Below are 19,411 nucleotides of genomic sequence, written 5' to 3'. Positions count from 1 at the left end.
AGCGCTTCGGCTAGCTTAATTATTATCTTGTATGTTATCAGCTCATTTTCTTAACCGTTCAGGTAAACTGTTTTAACTAAGCCTCATTTATTATATTCATGTTGTTTTTTACTAAAAAAGCAGGGGTGTTAATATGATTAATACTTGATGTTGGTTTTGCGTTAATTTATTGAACCAAAAACAAATTATTTAACTTATACTGTAATTGAATACTGCGGAAAGTATGAAAACGGAGAGTTTCAAATTAAAAATTTAACAATTGCCTTTTATCTATTATTAACTGTTGTCTTTTTTTACAGTGGTTCAGTGCACTCTGCAGATCCGTTATTTGAGCCTAGCCAAGAGCTTTTATTAGAACAGAGCCAAGATGTTTTAACGGAACGGTTAGCACAGCAGAGCCAAGAGCCTTCAGCTGAGTTGCGGCCAAAAATACCTGAAAAATACAAGCAGGAGTTGTTTGCCAGTCAAGGGCAAGATCCGTCAGAGGTGCTTACCATAGTTGGGCTGAGGGAGAATCTGCCTTTTAGTTTTATCTTACCTGATGGCACTTTTAGTGGGCTGTATATCGAGTTCTGGAAGCTTTGGTCTAAAACAAATGATGTGCCTATCCGTTTTGTTATGGCGCCTTTACAAGATAGTTTAGAGCTCGTAAAGCAAAAGAATACTATCCACACTGGACTCTTCCGTACCGACGATCGTGCAGAGTGGGCTGATTTCTCAGTACCTATCCATAATGTGGAAACCGGTATTATTTATAATCGTTCAATTAGCTCAAAATCTAAACTCAGAGACTTAAAATATTTAGTTATCTCGGCTCAAAAAAATAGTTACCAAGAATTCTATGTAAGGGAAAAGTATCCTGAAATTGACTTATCTACGTTTAGCAACCTTGATGAGGGGATTGAGCAGTTAGTGGATAATAAAATTCAGGCTGTGGTTGCTGAATTACCTAGTGCTTTTGCCCATATCGCTAGAAAGGGCTTAAGTGGTGTATTTACAATTTCTGATGAAATTGTTGTTTCCAATAATGTTTTTGCTTTAATGGCTAAAGGGCAACCTGAGCTATTAGCTAAAGTTAATGCGGGTATAGAAAATATCCCTATTAATAAAATCATAGATTTAGAGAAAAAGTGGCAACCTAGGTTAAAACCTTTTTTCGAAATAGAGTCTACTGTTGCTACTTTAACTAGGGCTGAGCGTAAGTGGTTGTCGCAACATGCGTCATTTAGTTTAGGTATCGATAGTAAATGGGCGCCGTTTGAATATATTGATGAACAAGGTGAACACAGTGGCATATCAGCTGATTATATAAAATATGCGGCAGAACAATTACAAGTTAATGTAACTCCCGTTTTAGAGAGTAGCTGGGGTGAGGCGTTCGAGGAATTTAAGCTTGGCAAAGTCGATATACTGTCAGGTATTTTTTATACCGAAGAAAGAGCTAAATCAATTAACTTTACTAACGCGTACTTTGATATCCCATTAGTCTTGGTCGGTAAGAAAGATGCGTATTATGCGGATAATTTATTATCATTAAACGGCAAGAAATTAGGGTTGATTAATGGTTATGTATACTACGACTTGATCCATAAAGAGCACCCGAATATCAATTTAGTAAAAGTTGATTCGGTTTACGATGGACTTAAGAGGTTACAGTCTGGGGAGATTGATGCTTTTATCGATACCATTGGTGTGATCAATTATGAAATTAACAAAAATGAAATCAATGATCTCATTATCACTTCATTTACTCCTTACAAATTAAAATTATCAATGGCCGTTAGAAAGGGACTTGAGCCACTAGTCCCTATTTTAAATAAAACCTTTGCAACTATGACTGAAAAACAAAAATCGGCAATTGCCAATAATTGGTTGTCAGTGCATGTACAGTCAGGTACCCGTTTATCAACAATTATTGCATGGGGATTACCCATAGCTACTTTTTTGATTTTTATTATCTTGGTCTTTTTCCGTATGAATACAAGACTCAAACTAGAAATTGAAGCAAGAGTAGTTAACGAAGAAAAGCGCATTGCCGCTCAACAAGATTTAGCTGAACAAAAAACGGCAATGGATCAGCATTCACTTGTATCAATAACGGATGTAAAAGGTTGTATTACTTACGCTAATGATAAGTTTTGTGCGGTTAGTGGTTATAGTCGTGAAGAACTGATTGGGCAAAATCATTCACTTCTTAACTCAAAGAGCCAGCCAAAAAATTATTGGCGAGATATGTTCCAGTCTATTTCTAAAGGTGGTTTTTGGCATGATGAAGTATGCAACCAAGCTAAAGACGGTCATCTCTACTGGGTAGATACGACCATAGTGCCGCTGTACGATAATGATAATAACTTGGATGGCTACATATCTATCCGTACCGATATTACTCACCAAAAAGAAACCATCATTAGATTAGCGGAAGCAAAAAAACAAGCCGATGTTGCTAATGAGTCAAAGACTAATTTTCTAGCTAATATGAGTCATGAAATTCGTACGCCAATGAATGGTGTAATTGGTATGACTAACCTGTTACTGGATACTCCGTTAAATGCACAGCAGAGAGATTATGCAAAAACGGTTAAAAACAGTGCTGAGTCTTTGTTAAATGTTATTAATGATATTTTAGATTACTCTAAAGTTGAAGCGGGTATGTTAGAGCTTGAACCGCTAGAGTTTGATTTAGTCGTATTATTACATCAACTTGGTAGTAGTCTTGCTTTTCAAGCCCATAACAAGGGACTAGAGCTTATTTGTCCTGCTAATTTAATACCAGCCCAATCATTTGTTGGCGACTCTGGACGCATAAGACAAATACTCAATAACTTGGTTGGTAATGCGATTAAATTTACCGAGCAAGGCGAAGTGTCAGTACATTGTAAAGTGGAGAAATGTACTTTGCAGACTTCTACTCTTTTATTTGAAGTTACTGATACCGGCATTGGCCTTACAAAAGAAGAGCAAGAAACACTTTTTGAACGTTTTAGTCAGGCTGATGGCTCAACAACTCGTAAATATGGCGGTACTGGATTGGGGTTATCAATCAGTAAGCAATTAGTTGAGCTGATGGGTGGTGAGATTGGTATAAAGAGTGTTAAAGGAGAAGGTTCAAAATTTTGGTTTACGGTAAACGTAGCTAACTCTAGTAAAAAGTTACCTGAGGTGACTTATGAATGTTTACAAAAACAAAAAATACTTGTGGTTGATACTAATTTAACCAACCGAACTTTGTTAGGCCAATTACTCACTAATTGGCAAGTTGAACATACACTGCTCGACAGTGCTCAGTTGGCGTTAGCCGAATTAAATAGTGCCGCTAAAGCAGGGACTCCTTATCATATCGTTATACTTGATATGCAAATGTCTGGAATTGATGCTTTTGAATTGGCAGCGAAAATTAAAGCTGAACCGGCTCTGTCGGATCTTCGTTTATTGATGCTCACCTCACAAGGTAAGCGTGGAGATACTGAAAAGTTAAAAGCAGCAGGCTTTAATGGATATCTTAATAAGCCAATAGATCAGTCTATTCTTTATAATAGTTTAATGACAATTGCAGACATTAACTCCCCTGAACCGTCATTGGTGACAGCATATAGCGCCCGTGAATATCCTCAATTTAAAGCTAGGATATTGGTCGTTGAAGATAACCCGGTTAACCAGAAAGTTGCTCAAGGTTTATTGAAAAAGTTTGGTGTTCAAGTCGACTTAGCCGCAAATGGGCAAGAAGCTTTGCATTCATTAGATCATTTACCTTTTGATTTAGTCTTAATGGATTGCCAAATGCCAGTTATGGACGGTTATGAAGCGAGTAAAAAAATTCGACTTGAAGACTCTAAAGTGCTTAACCGAGAAATACCAATTATAGCTATGACAGCAAATTCAATGCAGGGAGATAGGGAAAAATGTTTGGCTGCAGGTATGGATGACTTTATCTCTAAACCAGTCAACCCAAGTAAGTTACAAGAAGCATTAAAACGTTGGTTACCTGAATCTATTGTAAATCAAACAGGTAACACAGATTGATAAAGTGAATGATCCGCTCATACAAATTAGTATAATAATTAAGAGCAATGAAAAATTAGTACATATTAAATAAGTAGATTAATATAATTTTCTTGTATCCAATTGTTTTTTGAGTGATATTTAGACAAATTTTTGTGTAGGGAAGTGCCATGAAGATAGTTAAAACAAATTTTAAAGAGTCTTTTTTATTTAAATCCACAGTAACCGCAATATTATTTTCGATATTGCTCGGTTGTACCAGTAATTCTGATGAGTCAGCTGAAGAAACGGTAGCAACAACACCAGAAGTTGTTGTTGAGCCTCTTGCTGAGCCAGAAGCGGCTCCTATTGAAGCACCAGAACCAATTCCTGAGCCTAAACCAGAGCCAAAACCAGCTCCTGAACCAAAGCCAACTCCAATTGTTGTTAAGCAAGAAGTTGCCGCACCAACTGCAGAAAAACTTAAGACGGTTGAAAAACCTTCTGAAGTTGAAAGTGAGATGGAAGATGAATTACAGGATATTAGATTAGATTCACCTGAGCCAAAAGATCTAGGGTTAGAATATCGAGAAGAAGTACAAGAACAAATTGCTGAGTTTGATACAACCTCTGATGATGGACTAGTGCTAAATGGAGAAGATGATAGTGAACTGAGCGATACAAGTGCTCCGTTAATTGAAGAACCTGTTGAGATGACTGATGCCGAGAAAGCTGATGCTTTAGCAGCTCGAATTGAAAGAGCTCTCGCTCGATTAGCTGACGCAACTTATACATTTAATCCTAAAAAAGAAGTGGTTGTAGGTGATGCATTTGAAGTTGAAGCTGTGATGCAGTTATCTAGTTTAATTAATCAAGATTCAGGTTTACTTCCAGACGTTGAGTCTTTAGTTGGACAAATGAAAGTTGATGAGATGGTTAAAATTGAATTAATGGCCTCAGAACCGGATGTACTTACTATTGTTGCTGTTTCAAATCCTGAGCAGGTTATCTCAAGTTCTTTCACACCTAAATGGCGTTGGTCTATTTTGGCTAATAAAGAAGGTGTACATACATTATTTTTAAAAATAACGCCTTTTATTAATTTAGAAAATCGTGATGGTAGCTTAGTTACGAGTGACGGCAAGAAGAAAACAATTGTTGAAGAGCTTAAAGTAGTTGCAAAACCTTTTAACTTTTGGGATTGGATCACTACAACGGTTGGGATGATAAGTACTATCATTGCTATTTTAGTAATTGGTGCCTTGATAGTTGTTGTGCCTAAATTAGTTAGTAAGAAATAGTTAGTGATATAAGCCAATGCTAATTGGCTAAGTTGTCCATAAAAAAAACCAGTCTAATGACTGGTTTTTTTATGCTCTGCTCTTTTAAACTGAATGCGTTAAAGCTCATGTTTAAAGCATTCAATGTTCGTTAGAGCGAAGCTGTGCTAACTTAACCCTGTATTAGTCCGAAGGTTAAGCTTAACCTACTTCATTATAGTTACTTTAGGTGGTTGTATTGCAAGTACCATATCACCAACCTCTGGTACATATTCTCCACCAACTGTAAATGGAATAACACGAACGTAATCTTCATCTTCAAGGTGTTGTAACACAAATAAAGGAATTGCCTCTTTATTCACGTCTAAATAGTTCTCCCAAGTAAATGCTTCAGCTAGCTTGGTCGCACTCACTTTTCCACCTTTGGATATTAAGTTACTTAACATTGAAAAGGATACATTTTCGCCAAATAAATTTTGACGAGATAAAAAAGTTAGACTGTCATTATTGGCTCTAGAATGTCCACTTGAAGATTTTAACGAGTAAACATTTTTCTCACCCAGAATATGCGAAAAGTATTGCACACCTAATGCATTGTTATGTCTATTTGGAGATAAGCCAATTAAGGTTTTTAAATTAGACATAGGTAAAAAACGTTCTGCTTGGGCCGCTTGCGGATTACCAAAATAACTTTTTAATCCAACCATACGTGCTAAACGACAGTTTTCCCAAGCTGGGTCTGAAAGATAAACATCTACTTTTTGCTCTTGCAGTACTTTTGCAATGGCGCGGGCAACATGGTTTGCACCAATAATAATAACGGAAGATGGTCTTTTTTGACGTATTTTTAACAGCTTAGCTAAAGGAATAGCCGTTAAGCTTTGCAGTACAACCGTGACAATGATCACTAGGAAGATAATTGGTACTATTTTATCAGCACCTTGTATTCCCGCTTTACTCATACTTAAGGCAAACACCGAACCAACCGCGGCAGCAACTATGCCTCGTGGAGCAATCCAAGAAAGTATTGTTTTGGCGCGCCAGTTTAGGTTTGATTTATAAGTAGAAAGGGCAATACAAATAGGGCGAGCAACAAACAAAACAATTAACATGAAAAATACAACGTTAGGACCTAACAAGAGTAATTCAGCGAGCTCTAGTCTTGCAGCTAGCAATATAAATAATACTGAGATTAAAATTTGCGAAAGATCTTCTTTAAATTCAAGAATTGAGTCGAGCTCTAAGTCGTCTTGGTTGGCTAAATAAATACCAAATACAGTTACCGCTAATAAACCAGATTCATGGCTAATGGCATTAGAAATAGTAAAACTTATTAGTACAAAAGATAACACGCCAAATTTTTGTAAATTGTACGGCAGCCATTCTTTTTGAATAACCAAATTTGTTATATAACCAGCAACTATACCTATACTAAGACCAAGTCCTACAGTAGTAACTAAGGCAATTAAGGTATGACTTAATACACCAGAGCTACCAGACAACATAACCGCTTCAAACACCAATACTGCAAACAATGCGCCAATTGGGTCAATGACAATGCCTTCCCAACGTAAAATACGGTCTATTTCTTCAGTTGGTCGCATGGCATTCAATAGCGGAGCGGTCACTGTTGGCCCTGTAACCACCAACACGGCACCAACGACTGCAGCAATGCGCCAGTCTACTGCAAGTAAAAAATAACAGCTGTAGCCGATTATAATGGCTGTGGTTATCATGCCGATTGAACAGAGGTTTCGTACTACATTACCTATGCCTTTAAGCTCTTTAAAATGTAAGGTGAGTGAGCCTTCAAATAAAATAACCGCAACGGATAAAGATATTATTGGGAATAACAAATCACCAAAAATAGCATCCGGGTCAACAACTGAAAATACTGGTCCTAATAATAAGCCGGTAACTAAAAGAAATAAGATTGCTGGTATTCTTGCTACCCAAGCTAACCATTGTGCTAATAGGGCACATAAGCCGATACCTGCAATATATAATGCTGTCATTTAATGCTCTTTAATCTGAAATACTGTATTGAAAACCTCAATAAGTATGAGGTTAATTTTTTTAGTGTGGAAGTTATTTATGAAAGACTTTATTTAACTCTTAAATTAAGGACTTTTAAATCTAGTTTTCTTAAGTTTACGCTATTAAAAGTCGATAAAGTTATATTATTTAGTGATTATTAATGGCAAATCTTTATCTACCCAACCCAACATATCACCTTGTAAATGTAGCATGTTAGTTACGCCGTTTTTCATCAGCATATTCTCTGCTTTTGTTGCGCGAACGCCACTTCTGCAATGAACAACAATAGGTTTGTCTAACGCTTTTAACATATCGACTTCATCTAACACAGCATAATGAGGAATATTGATAGCACCTTCAATATGACCTTCAGCAAATTCATCAGCGGAGCGAACATCTAATACGACATAATCTTTTTTATTTTTAAGTAATTCAGCCGACGTGATCAACTTGTTGGTGCCGCTGTAACCTGCAAACGCTGAAGTGCTAAATAACATAGTGATGAATAATAGTAATTTTTTCATTTTAAACGCCTTATTGAACTAGCTCTAATGGAAGTTATTAGTGAAGTATAATGTAGTTAAGGTAATAATATTAAACAAGATAAAAGTGGCTCTAAATCGGTTATTCCAACCTAGTAACACACCGATAGCCGAAGGAAAAAGTGGCGCACCTTGATTAATTCGCGGACGCACTATTTTTTGTTGTTGTAACATTAAAGGTCCAGCAAGCTCAGACTTACAACCTGCGGAAACTATGCTTAACCAAATTAGTTGATTGAATGACGATGCTTTAGCGTGTTGCCACTGACTTTTTGTAGCTTTAATATATTTTGTCCAGTAAGGACTTGAGGTAAATACTGAGTAAATAGGGGCAACAACAATAGTCGGTATAAACTCAATGGTATTTTTCACTTTAAAAACAGCTTGACCAAAGTACTGCAATGTCACGTTTTTTGGTTGCCATACAATATAAGCTTCTACTAACGCGCGATACATTAATGCGGTAAATCCATCAAATACCAAAAATAAAATAACAGGGGTTAGCCAAAAAGAAACAAAGCGTTTTATTAGGCTTTCTAAGGTAAGTTTATTTATACCCAATTCACTTAAACGGTTTACATCAAATTCACTAATATTCGCTAATATAGTTCTGGCTGCCGATTTTTGACTTTTGGTAATACAGGCTTGCACTGCACTGGCTTGGTTAGCCACATGTTGATAACCCAAAGCAAAATATAACAGTATTGCTTGGGTCCAAATATCATTGGTAACTGCAAATAAAATAGAACCAATAATCACGCCAATCAAAAATAAATACGTACCAAGTGCTAGCCAACCCGCTAATACTTGTTGATTTTGAGAACCAGATTGGCCAACTTTATTTGAGATAGAACTGGCAAGTACGCTAAACATAAATGCCGGCGTGTATTTACTGGCAAGTGGAAATATCCACTCCAAAAGTAAAACCAGAGTTAAAGCAATTAACTCTGGGTAAATCTCAATGATTGAAGTGATTAATTCCATATTAAAGCTGACTTAAAATATCCAGCATAAGGGCAGAAGAGTTTTTAGAGGCGACTTCTAAATAAGCATCAAAACTCATTGGTGATTCTTGTCCGGCGATGTCAGATAAAGAACGAATAACTAAAAATGGCGTTTTTAATTGATGGCAAGTTTGTGCAATAGCAGCACCTTCCATTTCAACAGCTAACATTGTAGGGAAACGTTCACGAGTCTGATTAATACGCCCAGGGTCGCACATAAAGCTATCGCCCGTGGCTATCAGACCAACCTTGCTGGTAATACCATCTAAGTTAGCTATGCACTTTTGTGCAACGCTAATTAGTTTTTCATCGGCACTGAAAGTCGCAGGCATTCCTGGAACTTGGCCAAACTCATAATTAAATGCAGTTACGTCAACATCGTGGTGAACAAGTTCATTACCCACAGCAATATCACCCACTTTTAACGCAGGATCGAAACCGCCCGCTGAGCCTGTATTGATAACGTATTTTGGAGAGAATCTTTCGATGACTAAAGTAGTAGCTATGGTTGATGCAACTTTACCAATACCTGACTGCACTAAAACGACGTCTTGGTTATTTAACTCACCAGAGTAAAAAGTGAAGTCAGCAATTTTTGTTTCAATACGGTTGTTGATTTTTTCTTTTAAAATGGCAACTTCTTGTTCCATTGCACCTATGATAGCGATAGTCATATTTGACCCTTCATTATAAAATTTGTCACAGTATAAAATAAACTGCTTTGAAAGCTAACTGATTTATCTAAAATGTAGGATCAAAAAAAGGAGGGAACACCTCCTTTTTGTATAACTATGAATTAAAAGCGTTAATTCTCACCCGAAACTATGATGCTCTAGAAAATCTAGGTGCAGATAATTGTGCTTTAATTTGCGATGAAGATAATGCAGCTACCGGACGTCTAGGGATATTACCTTTAATAATCGGCTCAGGCGGATTAGAACGTTCTTTTTTACCAATTTTGTACATAATTCCGCTTCTAATTTCTTCTACTTGGTAACCCGCTTTTACTTTAATTCTAATATGTGGAATGCCAGCAGCTTCAAGTGCGCCATTTATAAACCAATCTTGTTTGGCTTTATGACCACCTTTATTATGGTTAACTAAGTCAACGGCAGCAATAATTCTGAATGTATTTGGATCGCACAATACATAATCTATATATTTTGACGATGCTTTTAATAACGCAGCACGTTTTGCTTTGGCAGAAACTGAATCTTTAATATCGATAATATCATTAAGTTTTACCCGGTTAATGATCTTAAAGTCATCACCAACAGCCTTTTCTAATAAAGCTAAGAAACCTCGTTCAATACTCGTTAAAAGTTGAGTTTTCTTCTTAAATGGATACGGATTGCTGCTGTCCATAAAGTGGGTTGCGACAAGTGCAACGGTAACAATTAACAACATTAATAAAATTAACGCCCATTCCATATAAATCTCCAAAAATTTGTTACTGAATAACTGATGTTTGAACTTAGCAGGATCAATGCCAATAAAATTTGACGCGGAGGATTTTTGATAAAGATAAAGTGAAAATATTTAAAAGGCTTTAATTAGAAAATCATTTGTAAGGTGTAGATAATAAAAAACCAGTTCAACTGAACTGGTTTTTTTATAGTTTTAAAGTCTGGTGTTGACGTTTAATTAACAACCGTTACAGGCTTTAAATAAGCAGAATTAAAACGTTTCAGGGCTAACCCAAGTTCTTTCTAATTCGGCAATTAATTCATTTAATTCGCCTGTCATTAATGCAAAGTCAGCATCAAACTTAGCTAAATGATCGTCGCTGGCAACATCGTCATTTTGTTCTTTTACAATATCCAAGAACTTAATTTGTTTTAATGCGGCATCTTCGTTTAGGTTAAACTTGATCTTTTCTGCCCATACTAACGCTAGTTTGTGCACATATTTGCCGTTGCTAATATGTAACTGAACTTCTTCTTCGGTCACATCATGATTTTTTAACTTAGCCGCTGCTGCTTCTTCATCTAATGCTTTGAGTTCTATGTCGTTAGCAAATTCGAATGGCGCTGGTAAATCGTTGTTCTTCACCCAATGTGTCATAGTCACAATTAAGTCGCCATCAGGCTTATGTGGAAGAACTGGTAATGAACCAATAGATTGACGTAAAAAGGCTAATAGGTTTTCAGCTCGGTTTGCGCTGCTGGTATTAACCACAAGAATTTTCTTTTCAGGGTTGATATAAGCGTACAAACGACTGCTTTTAGTAAATGCTTTCGGCAATAATTGCTGAATGATCTCTTCTTTTAAGGTTTGTTTTTCTTTTTTACCGACTTTCTGACCGCGTTCATTCTGTAGCAATTGAACCTTTTCTTCCAAGGCATCTTTTACTACTGAAGTAGGTAATACTTTTTCTTCGGTTTTTAAACAAACAAGAGCGTTGTGGCCAGCAATATGAACCATATTTTCTGTACCAGGAATGGCAGAAACCCAACCTTGTTTTGATTGATCTTGGCTACCACAAGGACGAAACGGATGCTCATTAAGTGATGACTCTAACACTTCATTTGATGTTTCAAAGGGCTTAGTAAATTGATAAATAAAGGCGTTGTTAAACCACATAATTGTTTCTTATTCCATATTTGCGAGGGACAAGATAGTAACAAACAAAATCAAAAAAGGCTGCATCATTTGCAGCCTATTTTAATGTAATTGGTATTAATGCGACTTCTTAGTTGATCCAGTCAGTTGAAGAAAGCTCTTTTTTTATCTTAGGTATTTCTAAGTGATAAGTGAGTCCTTTTTCTAATTCACTTTGTGCTTCTATTTCACCATCTAAAGTTTGTTTCACTAAGTTGTAAGCAATGTTAGTGCCTAAACCTGAGCCACCTTGTTCGCGTTTAGTGGTATAAAAAGGGTCAAACAAATGGCTTAGCTGCTCTTTACTAATGCCGTGGCCATCATCTGTGTATTCTATTTTTACCGAGTCGCCAGAGTCGGTAATGATAATATCAATTTGACCTTTTTCTTTACCATCAAAGCCATGAATAACACTATTTAACAGGAAGTTAGTAAATATCTGTGAAATTGCTCCGGCAGGTACTTTCATTTCAATATCGTCAGGACAGTCAATATTGATTTTATAAGCTGAATTTTTTAATTTAGGTTTTAAAGACAGAATTATTTCGTTTAAGTAGTCTTTTAAATTAATGGTTCTAATTGCTTCACTTGCTTGGTCAACTGCAATTTGTTTGAAACTAGCAATGAGCTCGCTAGCTCGGATTAAGTTATTGTTTAGCAATTCAATACTTTGATTACCTTCATTAATAAAGTTTTTCATATCGCTGGCGCTAAGTGATTTGGCATCAAACTTTTTACCTAGCTCTTTAAAGCGATCTGAAAGGTAGCTAGTTGCCGTAACGCCCACACCTATTGGTGTATTAACGTCGTGTGTAATACCCGCAACTAAGCCACCAAGGGCGGCTAGTTTTTCCGACTCAACCAATTTGCCGTGGGCCATGCCTAAAGTATCAATGGTATGCTCCAGTTCAGTAGTTTTGTGTACTAATTCGGATTCTGTACCTCGGCGAGTTTCAATTTCTTCTCGCAAGGTTTTCTGTTGTGTTTCTAATTGATATTTTTGTTTCTGCAAGTCCATCATGGCTTGACTTAAATTAGCGGTTTTCTTCGCCACTTCTTGCTCTAACATTAGGTTTTGTTGATCAAGTCTGTCGTTTGTTTTTACCAGCTGTTTTTGTGCATGTTTGAGTTCAGTTTGTGAACTAGATACTTTTGACATTAAGTCGTTGAACGAATGTTTTATAACGGTAAGTTCGTTTTCTTCTTCTTGATCAATTTGTATTTGTGCATCATCAATATTTTCCATATCGATTTTTTCAATTTCTTCAGTTAGTTCGCTTAAAGGTGTAGTTAGATATTTTTTAAAGGCTAGAGAAAATAAAACGACTAAACAAATAGTTTTGATAATGGCACTGGCGATTAAAAATAAAATGCTGAGCATGATGCGGCTAAAAACAATTTCTCTACTAGAGAACAGAGTTACATCACCAACTTGAGTGGTTCGGCCTGAAAATTCAAAGATCAGTGGAAAGGTGTAACCAAATAAACCATCTTGACTAGAAATGACTGCACCAACTTCACTAAGCTCAGTTGCTTGGAAGTCGGCAATATTGGCAATGCCACCCATTTGAGTCAGCAATTCACGATTGTCGTCACGAATTAATACCCCTTCAACCATAGGTATTTCTAACAATCCCTCAGAAATAGACACTACCTGTGGCGTATTTAACTCCCAGATAGCTCGAGTTAAACTGGCGCTAAAGGTTTTTTCTAAGTTGCGCAATTCGTGACTTATGGAATTTTTGGTATTGGAGTAGTCGGCATAAATCTGCGCGCAGGTAACAACAAAGGTTAATATAAAATAGACTGATAGTACGCTTACTAAAAGACGTCTGGATATACTTTTACTTGGCTGCATCGGGCTAAGTTCCCTAGATTAACTTAAGTTATATGGCATTTTAGTTTCTACAATCAGTAGAAGCTAATGCTCGTCCATTATTTACAATTGATTAGTCAAATTACTTACATACACTCACATGCTTTTGAGCGTAGTTAATAAAACATATTACACAAATAATAATATTTAACTTCTTAGTTATACCAATATACAGTGCTGATGACAAAAGCATTATGGCTTTAATTGACTATTAATTAGCAAATTGCACTCAATGCAATTATAAGTGTCGTAAAAAGCACTTGACTTTTTACTCCAATAATCAGATTTTACACACATGAAAAAGAATATGTTCAACACCATTATTATTAATAACACCACCCTAACGGGGTAGTGTATTCACTGGTGCGCACAATACTTGCTAAGCCCGTGATGAATATCACGGGCTTTTGTTTAATAAAAGGAAAGTAGTTATGAAAGTTGTTAAATTTGGTGGTAGCTCGTTAGCCTGTCATGAACGTTTTGCCATTGTTGCAAACATTATTGCGGAACAAGCTCAAACCTCTATTACGACGGCTGTGCTTTCTGCTCCTAAAGGCGTGACCAATCAACTTGTTGAACTATGTGATATTGCAGAGTCTGGTGCTGAATTTAAAAAGAGTTTAGCGGCGTTAAAATCGCACTTTGAACAAATCACTAAAACATCTAAGTGTGAATCTGAACAAGAATTACTTTTCCAAATTGAAAAAATAGTCACCGAGCTAGATAACAAACTAACCGGTGTGCAGTTATTAAAGTATTGTCCAGATCACATAAAAGCGTTTGTAATAAGTCGTGGTGAAGTATTTAGTGTTTTGCTTATGCAGCAAGTGTTTAATGCTATGGGCTTAAAATCTCAAGTGTTAGAGCCAACACAATCAATTATCAGCAGCCCAGACTTTTTAAATGGTGTAGCCAATATAGAACTAAGTCGTGCGGCCATCATGGATGAAATGCAAAGCGGTAAAGAAGTGTATTTATTACCGGGCTTTACAGCTGCTAATGAAAATGGTCAATTAACTACTTTAGGTCGTAACGGTAGTGATTATTCAGCTGCTATTGTTGCTGCATGTTTACATGCCGATACTTGTGAAATATGGACTGACGTTGACGGTGTATATAGCGCCGACCCAAGACAAGTAAAAGACGCAACCTTAATCGACAAATTATCTTATTCAGAAGCCATGGAATTATCTTACTTTGGTGCCAGTGTTTTACATCCAAAAACAATTGGGCCACTAGCGCACTACAAAATTCCATGTGTAATTAAAAATACATTAAACCCAAGTGTAAAAGGTACTTTAATAGGGACTGAAGCAAACAAGACAACACCAATTAAAGCAATATCTAGCTTAAATGACGTTTGCATGTTGACGGTAATAGGTCCGGGCATGAAAGGCGTAGTTGGTATAGCCAGCAGAACGTTTAAAGCCATGGCTGATGAAGATATTTCTGTTGTGTTAATTACACAATCTTCATCGGAATTCAGCATCAGCTTTTGTATCTTCTCAGAACATCGTAAAAAAGCGTTAGATGCATTACATAATGAATTTGAATTAGAAATTAAAAATGGCTTATTAGACCAACCAAAAGTAAATGATGAAGTAGCTATTGTTTCGCTTATTGGTGAAGGTATGCGTCAGCATAAAGGTATAGCCGCAAAATTCTTCACTTCGTTAGCGCAAGCGCGAGTAAACATTTTAGCAATAGCTCAAGACAGTACTGAAAGCTCAATATCTTCGGTGGTAGAACGCCGTAAGTGTGAAGATGCGATAAAAGTTTGCCATGAAAACTTCTTTACTAAAATCCCATCAATCGACTTATTTATATTAGGTTGTGGTGTGGTTGGTGATGAATTAATTAAGCAAATAAAACGCCAACAACAATGGTTGAAAAATCGTAATATCCGCTTAAACGTTTACGGTATCGCTAATAGCAGAAAGCTATTGTTAAATGCTGAAGGCATAAACCTAGAAAATTACAGCGAGCAATTACAACAAGCTGAGCCTACGTTTAGCTTGTTAAACATTAAGCGTTTTGTGCAAGACAATCATTTGGTTAACCCTGTGTTAGTGGATTGTACGTCGTCAGAAAGTGTTGCAAGTCAATACGTTGAGTTTTTAGCTGCAGGTTTCCATATAGTAACACCAAACAAAAAAGCCAACACTGGCAGCATGGCTTACTACTCAGAATTGAGAGAAACTGCGCAATTAACTATGCGTCGATTTTTATATGAAACGACGGTTGGCGCAGGTTTGCCAGTAATAGACACACTACAAGGTTTGTTTAATGCAGGTGACGAATTATTAGCATTTGAAGGTATATTGTCAGGTTCACTGTCGTACATATTTGGTAAAATAGATGAAGGCAATACGTTGTCAGAAGCCACAATAGGCGCGAAAGAATTAGGTTACACAGAACCTGACCCACGTGATGATTTAAGCGGGATGGACGTAGCGCGTAAGTTATTGATCATGGCGCGAGAATCAGGAATGGAACTTGAATTATCAGACATAGAAATCGAATCTGTACTTGGAGATGATTTTGATTCCTCAGGTACTGTGGATGAATTTTTAGCACGTTTACCTGAGCTAGACCCAACATTTGAAGCGCTTAACCAAAATGCGAAATCAAATGGTGAAGTATTACGTTATGTTGGCGAAATCAAAGACGGTAAGTGTAAAGTTAAAGTTGCCTCAGTTGGGCCAGATAACGCTCTATATGCCGTTAAAAACGGTGAAAATGCATTGGCAATTCACAGTGCATATTATCAGCCAATTCCAATTGTATTACGTGGATATGGCGCAGGCGCAGCCGTTACCGCAGCAGGTGTATTTGGCGATGTAATGAGAACATTAAGCTGGCAACAAGAGGTTATGCTTTAACTATGTCTACTGCGAATATAAAAACAGATCTTATTGGGCGCAAAGCATCGGCTTATGCGCCAGCCAGTACAGGCAACGTGAGTGTTGGTTTTGATCTATTGGGGGCAGCATTAATTCGTGTAGACCAAAAACCTTTGGGGGATACGGTTCATGTTGAATTTGCAGAGCAAGACCAGTTAATTAACTCAGGTGAATTTGCTCACGTATGTCCTGATGATAAAAACCAAAACTTGGCGTGGATAGCCTATTCGCTATTTAAAAATAAGTTAACCAACCCTGAGCAATTTCCTGCTGTAAAGATGGAGTTAGTGAAGTCTTTGCCTGTTGGTAGTGGCTTAGGTTCAAGCGCTTGTTCTGTAGTGGCAAGTTTAACTGCGTTAAATCGTTTGTTTGATTTCCCATACTCTGATCAAGAATTATTGGTATTGATGGGGGAAGTAGAAGCGGGTGCTAGCGGTGACTTACATTATGACAATGTAGCGCCAAGTTATTTTGGTGGTTTGCAGTTAATGAGTCCTCATGAACAGGCACCTGTGATCAGTTTACCAAATCCAGATTCTTGGTATTGGGTTGTGGCATTTCCTGGCTTTTCATTACCAACTAAAGAAGCTAGAGAAGTATTACCAAAACAAGTTGATAAGTCGGTTGCCATCGACAACGCACAATACTTAGCCGCGTTTGTTGCGTATCTGTATCAAGGCGAGCAAACCTTGGCGGCACAGACTATAAAAGATGTAATTGCAGAACCGTACAGAGCCGACTTAATTGCTGGATTTAAAACATCAAAGCAATACTTATTAGCACAGGATGCATTAGCGGTTGGCATATCCGGAGCCGGACCTACGCTGTTTGCGTTAACCACAGATTTGACCAAAGCTCAGCAATATAAAGAATACCTTGAGCAAAACTATATCCTTGCAGATAAAGGTTTTGTTCATATTTGCCAATGTGCAACATTGGGTGCAAAAGATATTCAAGTTAGTTAAAAATCTAAAACTTGAAATGCAAACACCTATTAAATTAATTAAAGAAAGTCATAAGAGGTAACCATGCTGTTAGAGAATATAAAACATAATGATCAGCAGGTAAGTTTTGAGCAAGCCGTAAAACAAGGTTTAGGCCGCGACAGAGGTTTGTTTTTTCCAAAACAGATAAAACCATTATCTAATGTCGACGAATTATTGGCATTACCATTTGTTAAACGTAGCAGCATAATACTGTCACATTTAATGGATAATGAAATTAGCCAAGCCGACCTAGAAGTGATGCTAACCAAAGCGTTTGAGTTTCCAGCACCGCTTAAACACGTTAATGACAATATCTACAGCTTAGAGTTGTTTCATGGCCCAACGTTAGCGTTTAAAGACTTTGGCGCACGTTTTATGGCTCAGTGTTTAAATCAGTTTAATCAACAAGGTGAGCTTACTATTTTAACAGCGACATCTGGTGATACTGGTGCAGCCGTTGCTCATGCGTTTCATGGCATAAAAGATATTCGTGTTGTTATTTTATATCCAGAAAATAAAATCAGCCGCTTACAAGAAAAGATGTTTTGTACCTTAGGCGACAACATTGAAACTATCGCTGTAAAAGGCACGTTTGATGATTGCCAGTCGCTAGTTAAAGCGTCGTTTGAAGACGCTGAGTTACGCAAAGAGATTGGTCTGAACTCAGCCAACTCTATCAACATCAGTCGTTTATTTGCTCAGGTTTGTTATTACTTTGAAGCGGTTGCTCAGCTTCCTGTTGAACAACGTGATAAGTCAGTATTCTCAATTCCAAGTGGTAACTTTGGTAACTTAACTGCTGGCATTATTGCCAAAGTATTAGGTTTGCCAATTAAACGCTTTATTGCAGCGACTAATGAAAACGATACCGTTCCTCGCTTTTTAACAACGGGCGAGTGGGATCCAAAAACAACTGTTGCAACGATTTCCAATGCAATGGATGTGAGCGAACCAAATAACTGGCCTCGTATTCAACACATGATGGACTTAGGTTGGTTTGATAAAAACTTGCTGTCTTCAATTATGATTGACGAAGACTCAAGCCAAGTAGGCGTTAAACAACTTTATAAAAACGATTACGTATCAGAGCCGCACGGCGCTATTGCCTATAAAGCATTAAGACATGGTTTGGCTGAAGATGAAGTTGGTGTGTTCTTAGGCACAGCGCATCCTGCTAAATTTAAAGAAAGTGTTGAGAATATTCTAGGTGAGTTAATTCCATTACCACCAGAATTAGCAGCTGTTGCCGGATTACCAATATTATCCGAAACAATGGACGCCGACTTTGATAAACTACGCGCGTATTTAACTGCATAAGTTAATGAACATTCTTTAGCTCGTAACTCGTAACTCGAATCTCTGACGCTTGTAGGTGTTTATTAATAATATGCATCTACAGCGTTTTTTTGTTTTTAGAATGCAAATAAAACGCCACGTATCTTAAACAGCTAAGGCGGAAAGTGTCATGTCATTAACCTGGTCATCAGTAATAGCTCAAGAGCAGCAACAAACTTACCTTAAAGATACTTTAACCACTGTTGCTGAAGAAAGAGCGCAAGGGATTGATATTTTCCCGACCGATGAAGACGTATTCTCTGCGTTTGATTTAACCGCCTTAAAAGACGTAAAAGTAGTGATCCTTGGTCAAGACCCTTATCACGGTATTAACCAAGCTCACGGTTTGGCATTCTCAGTAAAGCCAGGTATTAAAATTCCACCGTCGCTGCGTAATATGTACAAAGAACTCGCCTCCGATATTAATGGGTTTGAAATACCAAAACATGGCTATTTGATAGATTGGGCAAAGCAGGGCGTTTTGCTATTAAATACAGTTTTAACCGTACGCTCAGGGCAAGCGCACTCGCACAAAAGTTTAGGCTGGGAGCAATTTACTGACAAAATTATAAGCACGTTAAATGAGCAAAGAAGCGACTTAGTGTTTTTATTGTGGGGCAGTCACGCACAAAAAAAAGCCGCGGCAATCGACAGCAATAAACACCATATTTTAAATGCACCACACCCATCACCACTATCTGCCCATCGCGGCTTTTTCGGTTGTAAACATTTTTCAAAAACAAATGAAATATTAAAAAAGCAGGGACAAGCGCAAATAGATTGGCAACCTAAATTGATATTAGATGAAGCTAAAGAGGAAAACAAAAGTCAGAAGCTAGGGCAGCAGACCTTGTTGTGAAAGCTAGGCT

The 19,411-nt window shown here is 37.2% G+C and carries 13 protein-coding genes; 6 read left to right on the top strand and 7 right to left on the bottom strand.

Annotation, left to right across the window (positions count from 1 at the left end; genetic code table 11):
• The first annotated feature begins 306 nt into the window (after positions 1-306).
• A complete protein-coding gene (locus tag Q0940_RS09515) occupies positions 307-4,020 on the top strand; it encodes a transporter substrate-binding domain-containing protein (protein WP_299267523.1) in 3,714 nt (1,237 codons plus the stop codon).
• A 149-nt stretch (positions 4,021-4,169) separates the two neighbouring features.
• Positions 4,170-5,279: a hypothetical protein gene (locus Q0940_RS09510; protein WP_299267521.1), complete on the top strand. Its 1,110-nt coding sequence runs from the start codon at positions 4,170-4,172 to the stop codon at positions 5,277-5,279.
• A gap of 185 nt (positions 5,280-5,464) precedes the next feature.
• Here the strand turns inward: Q0940_RS09510 and Q0940_RS09505 are convergent, their stop codons facing one another.
• The 7 genes from Q0940_RS09505 to Q0940_RS09475 form a co-directional block, all read right to left on the bottom strand.
• Positions 5,465-7,273, bottom strand: coding sequence for a sodium:proton antiporter (locus Q0940_RS09505; protein WP_299267517.1), 1,809 nt, complete (start codon positions 7,271-7,273; stop codon positions 5,465-5,467).
• Positions 7,274-7,438: 165 nt separating this feature from the next.
• Positions 7,439-7,819 (bottom strand): rhodanese-like domain-containing protein, encoded by a 381-nt coding sequence (locus Q0940_RS09500; protein WP_299267514.1) that lies wholly within the window; start codon positions 7,817-7,819, stop codon positions 7,439-7,441.
• 24 nt (positions 7,820-7,843) lie between these two features.
• Positions 7,844-8,821, bottom strand: a complete 978-nt coding sequence (locus Q0940_RS09495; protein ID WP_299267512.1) for a cobalamin biosynthesis protein — start codon at positions 8,819-8,821, stop codon at positions 7,844-7,846.
• A 1-nt stretch (position 8,822) separates the two neighbouring features.
• Positions 8,823-9,515 (bottom strand): 5'-methylthioadenosine/S-adenosylhomocysteine nucleosidase, encoded by a 693-nt coding sequence (gene mtnN, locus Q0940_RS09490; protein ID WP_299267510.1) that lies wholly within the window; start codon positions 9,513-9,515, stop codon positions 8,823-8,825.
• Between the two features lie 148 nt (positions 9,516-9,663).
• Positions 9,664-10,272 carry a DUF2726 domain-containing protein gene (locus Q0940_RS09485; RefSeq protein WP_299267508.1) on the bottom strand — a complete coding sequence of 203 codons (609 nt, stop codon included), beginning with the start codon at positions 10,270-10,272 and terminating at the stop codon, positions 9,664-9,666.
• Between the two features lie 246 nt (positions 10,273-10,518).
• Complete coding sequence (gene rdgC, locus Q0940_RS09480; RefSeq protein ID WP_299267504.1) at positions 10,519-11,424, bottom strand: recombination-associated protein RdgC; 906 nt, start codon at positions 11,422-11,424, stop codon at positions 10,519-10,521.
• Between the two features lie 109 nt (positions 11,425-11,533).
• Positions 11,534-13,300: an ATP-binding protein gene (locus tag Q0940_RS09475; RefSeq protein WP_299267502.1), complete on the bottom strand. Its 1,767-nt coding sequence runs from the start codon at positions 13,298-13,300 to the stop codon at positions 11,534-11,536.
• Between the two features lie 449 nt (positions 13,301-13,749).
• Here Q0940_RS09475 and thrA point away from each other — a divergent pair, with 449 nt between their 5' ends.
• The 4 genes from thrA to ung all read left to right on the top strand — a co-directional run bounded on the left by thrA (position 13,750) and on the right by ung (position 19,401).
• Positions 13,750-16,200 carry a bifunctional aspartate kinase/homoserine dehydrogenase I gene (gene thrA, locus Q0940_RS09470; RefSeq protein ID WP_299267500.1) on the top strand — a complete coding sequence of 817 codons (2,451 nt, stop codon included), beginning with the start codon at positions 13,750-13,752 and terminating at the stop codon, positions 16,198-16,200.
• A gap of 2 nt (positions 16,201-16,202) precedes the next feature.
• Positions 16,203-17,186: a homoserine kinase gene (thrB, locus tag Q0940_RS09465; RefSeq protein WP_299267498.1), complete on the top strand. Its 984-nt coding sequence runs from the start codon at positions 16,203-16,205 to the stop codon at positions 17,184-17,186.
• Positions 17,187-17,249: 63 nt separating this feature from the next.
• Entirely contained in the window at positions 17,250-18,524 is a 1,275-nt protein-coding gene (gene thrC / locus Q0940_RS09460) for a threonine synthase (RefSeq protein WP_299267497.1), read from the top strand.
• 148 nt (positions 18,525-18,672) lie between these two features.
• Positions 18,673-19,401, top strand: coding sequence for a uracil-DNA glycosylase (ung, locus tag Q0940_RS09455; protein ID WP_299267496.1), 729 nt, complete (start codon positions 18,673-18,675; stop codon positions 19,399-19,401).
• Positions 19,402-19,411: the final 10 nt, after the last annotated feature.

Source organism: uncultured Psychrosphaera sp. (genome assembly GCF_947500655.1).
Taxonomy (GTDB): Bacteria; Pseudomonadota; Gammaproteobacteria; order Enterobacterales; family Alteromonadaceae; genus Psychrosphaera.
This window is presented reverse-complemented; position numbering and strand designations above follow the sequence as displayed.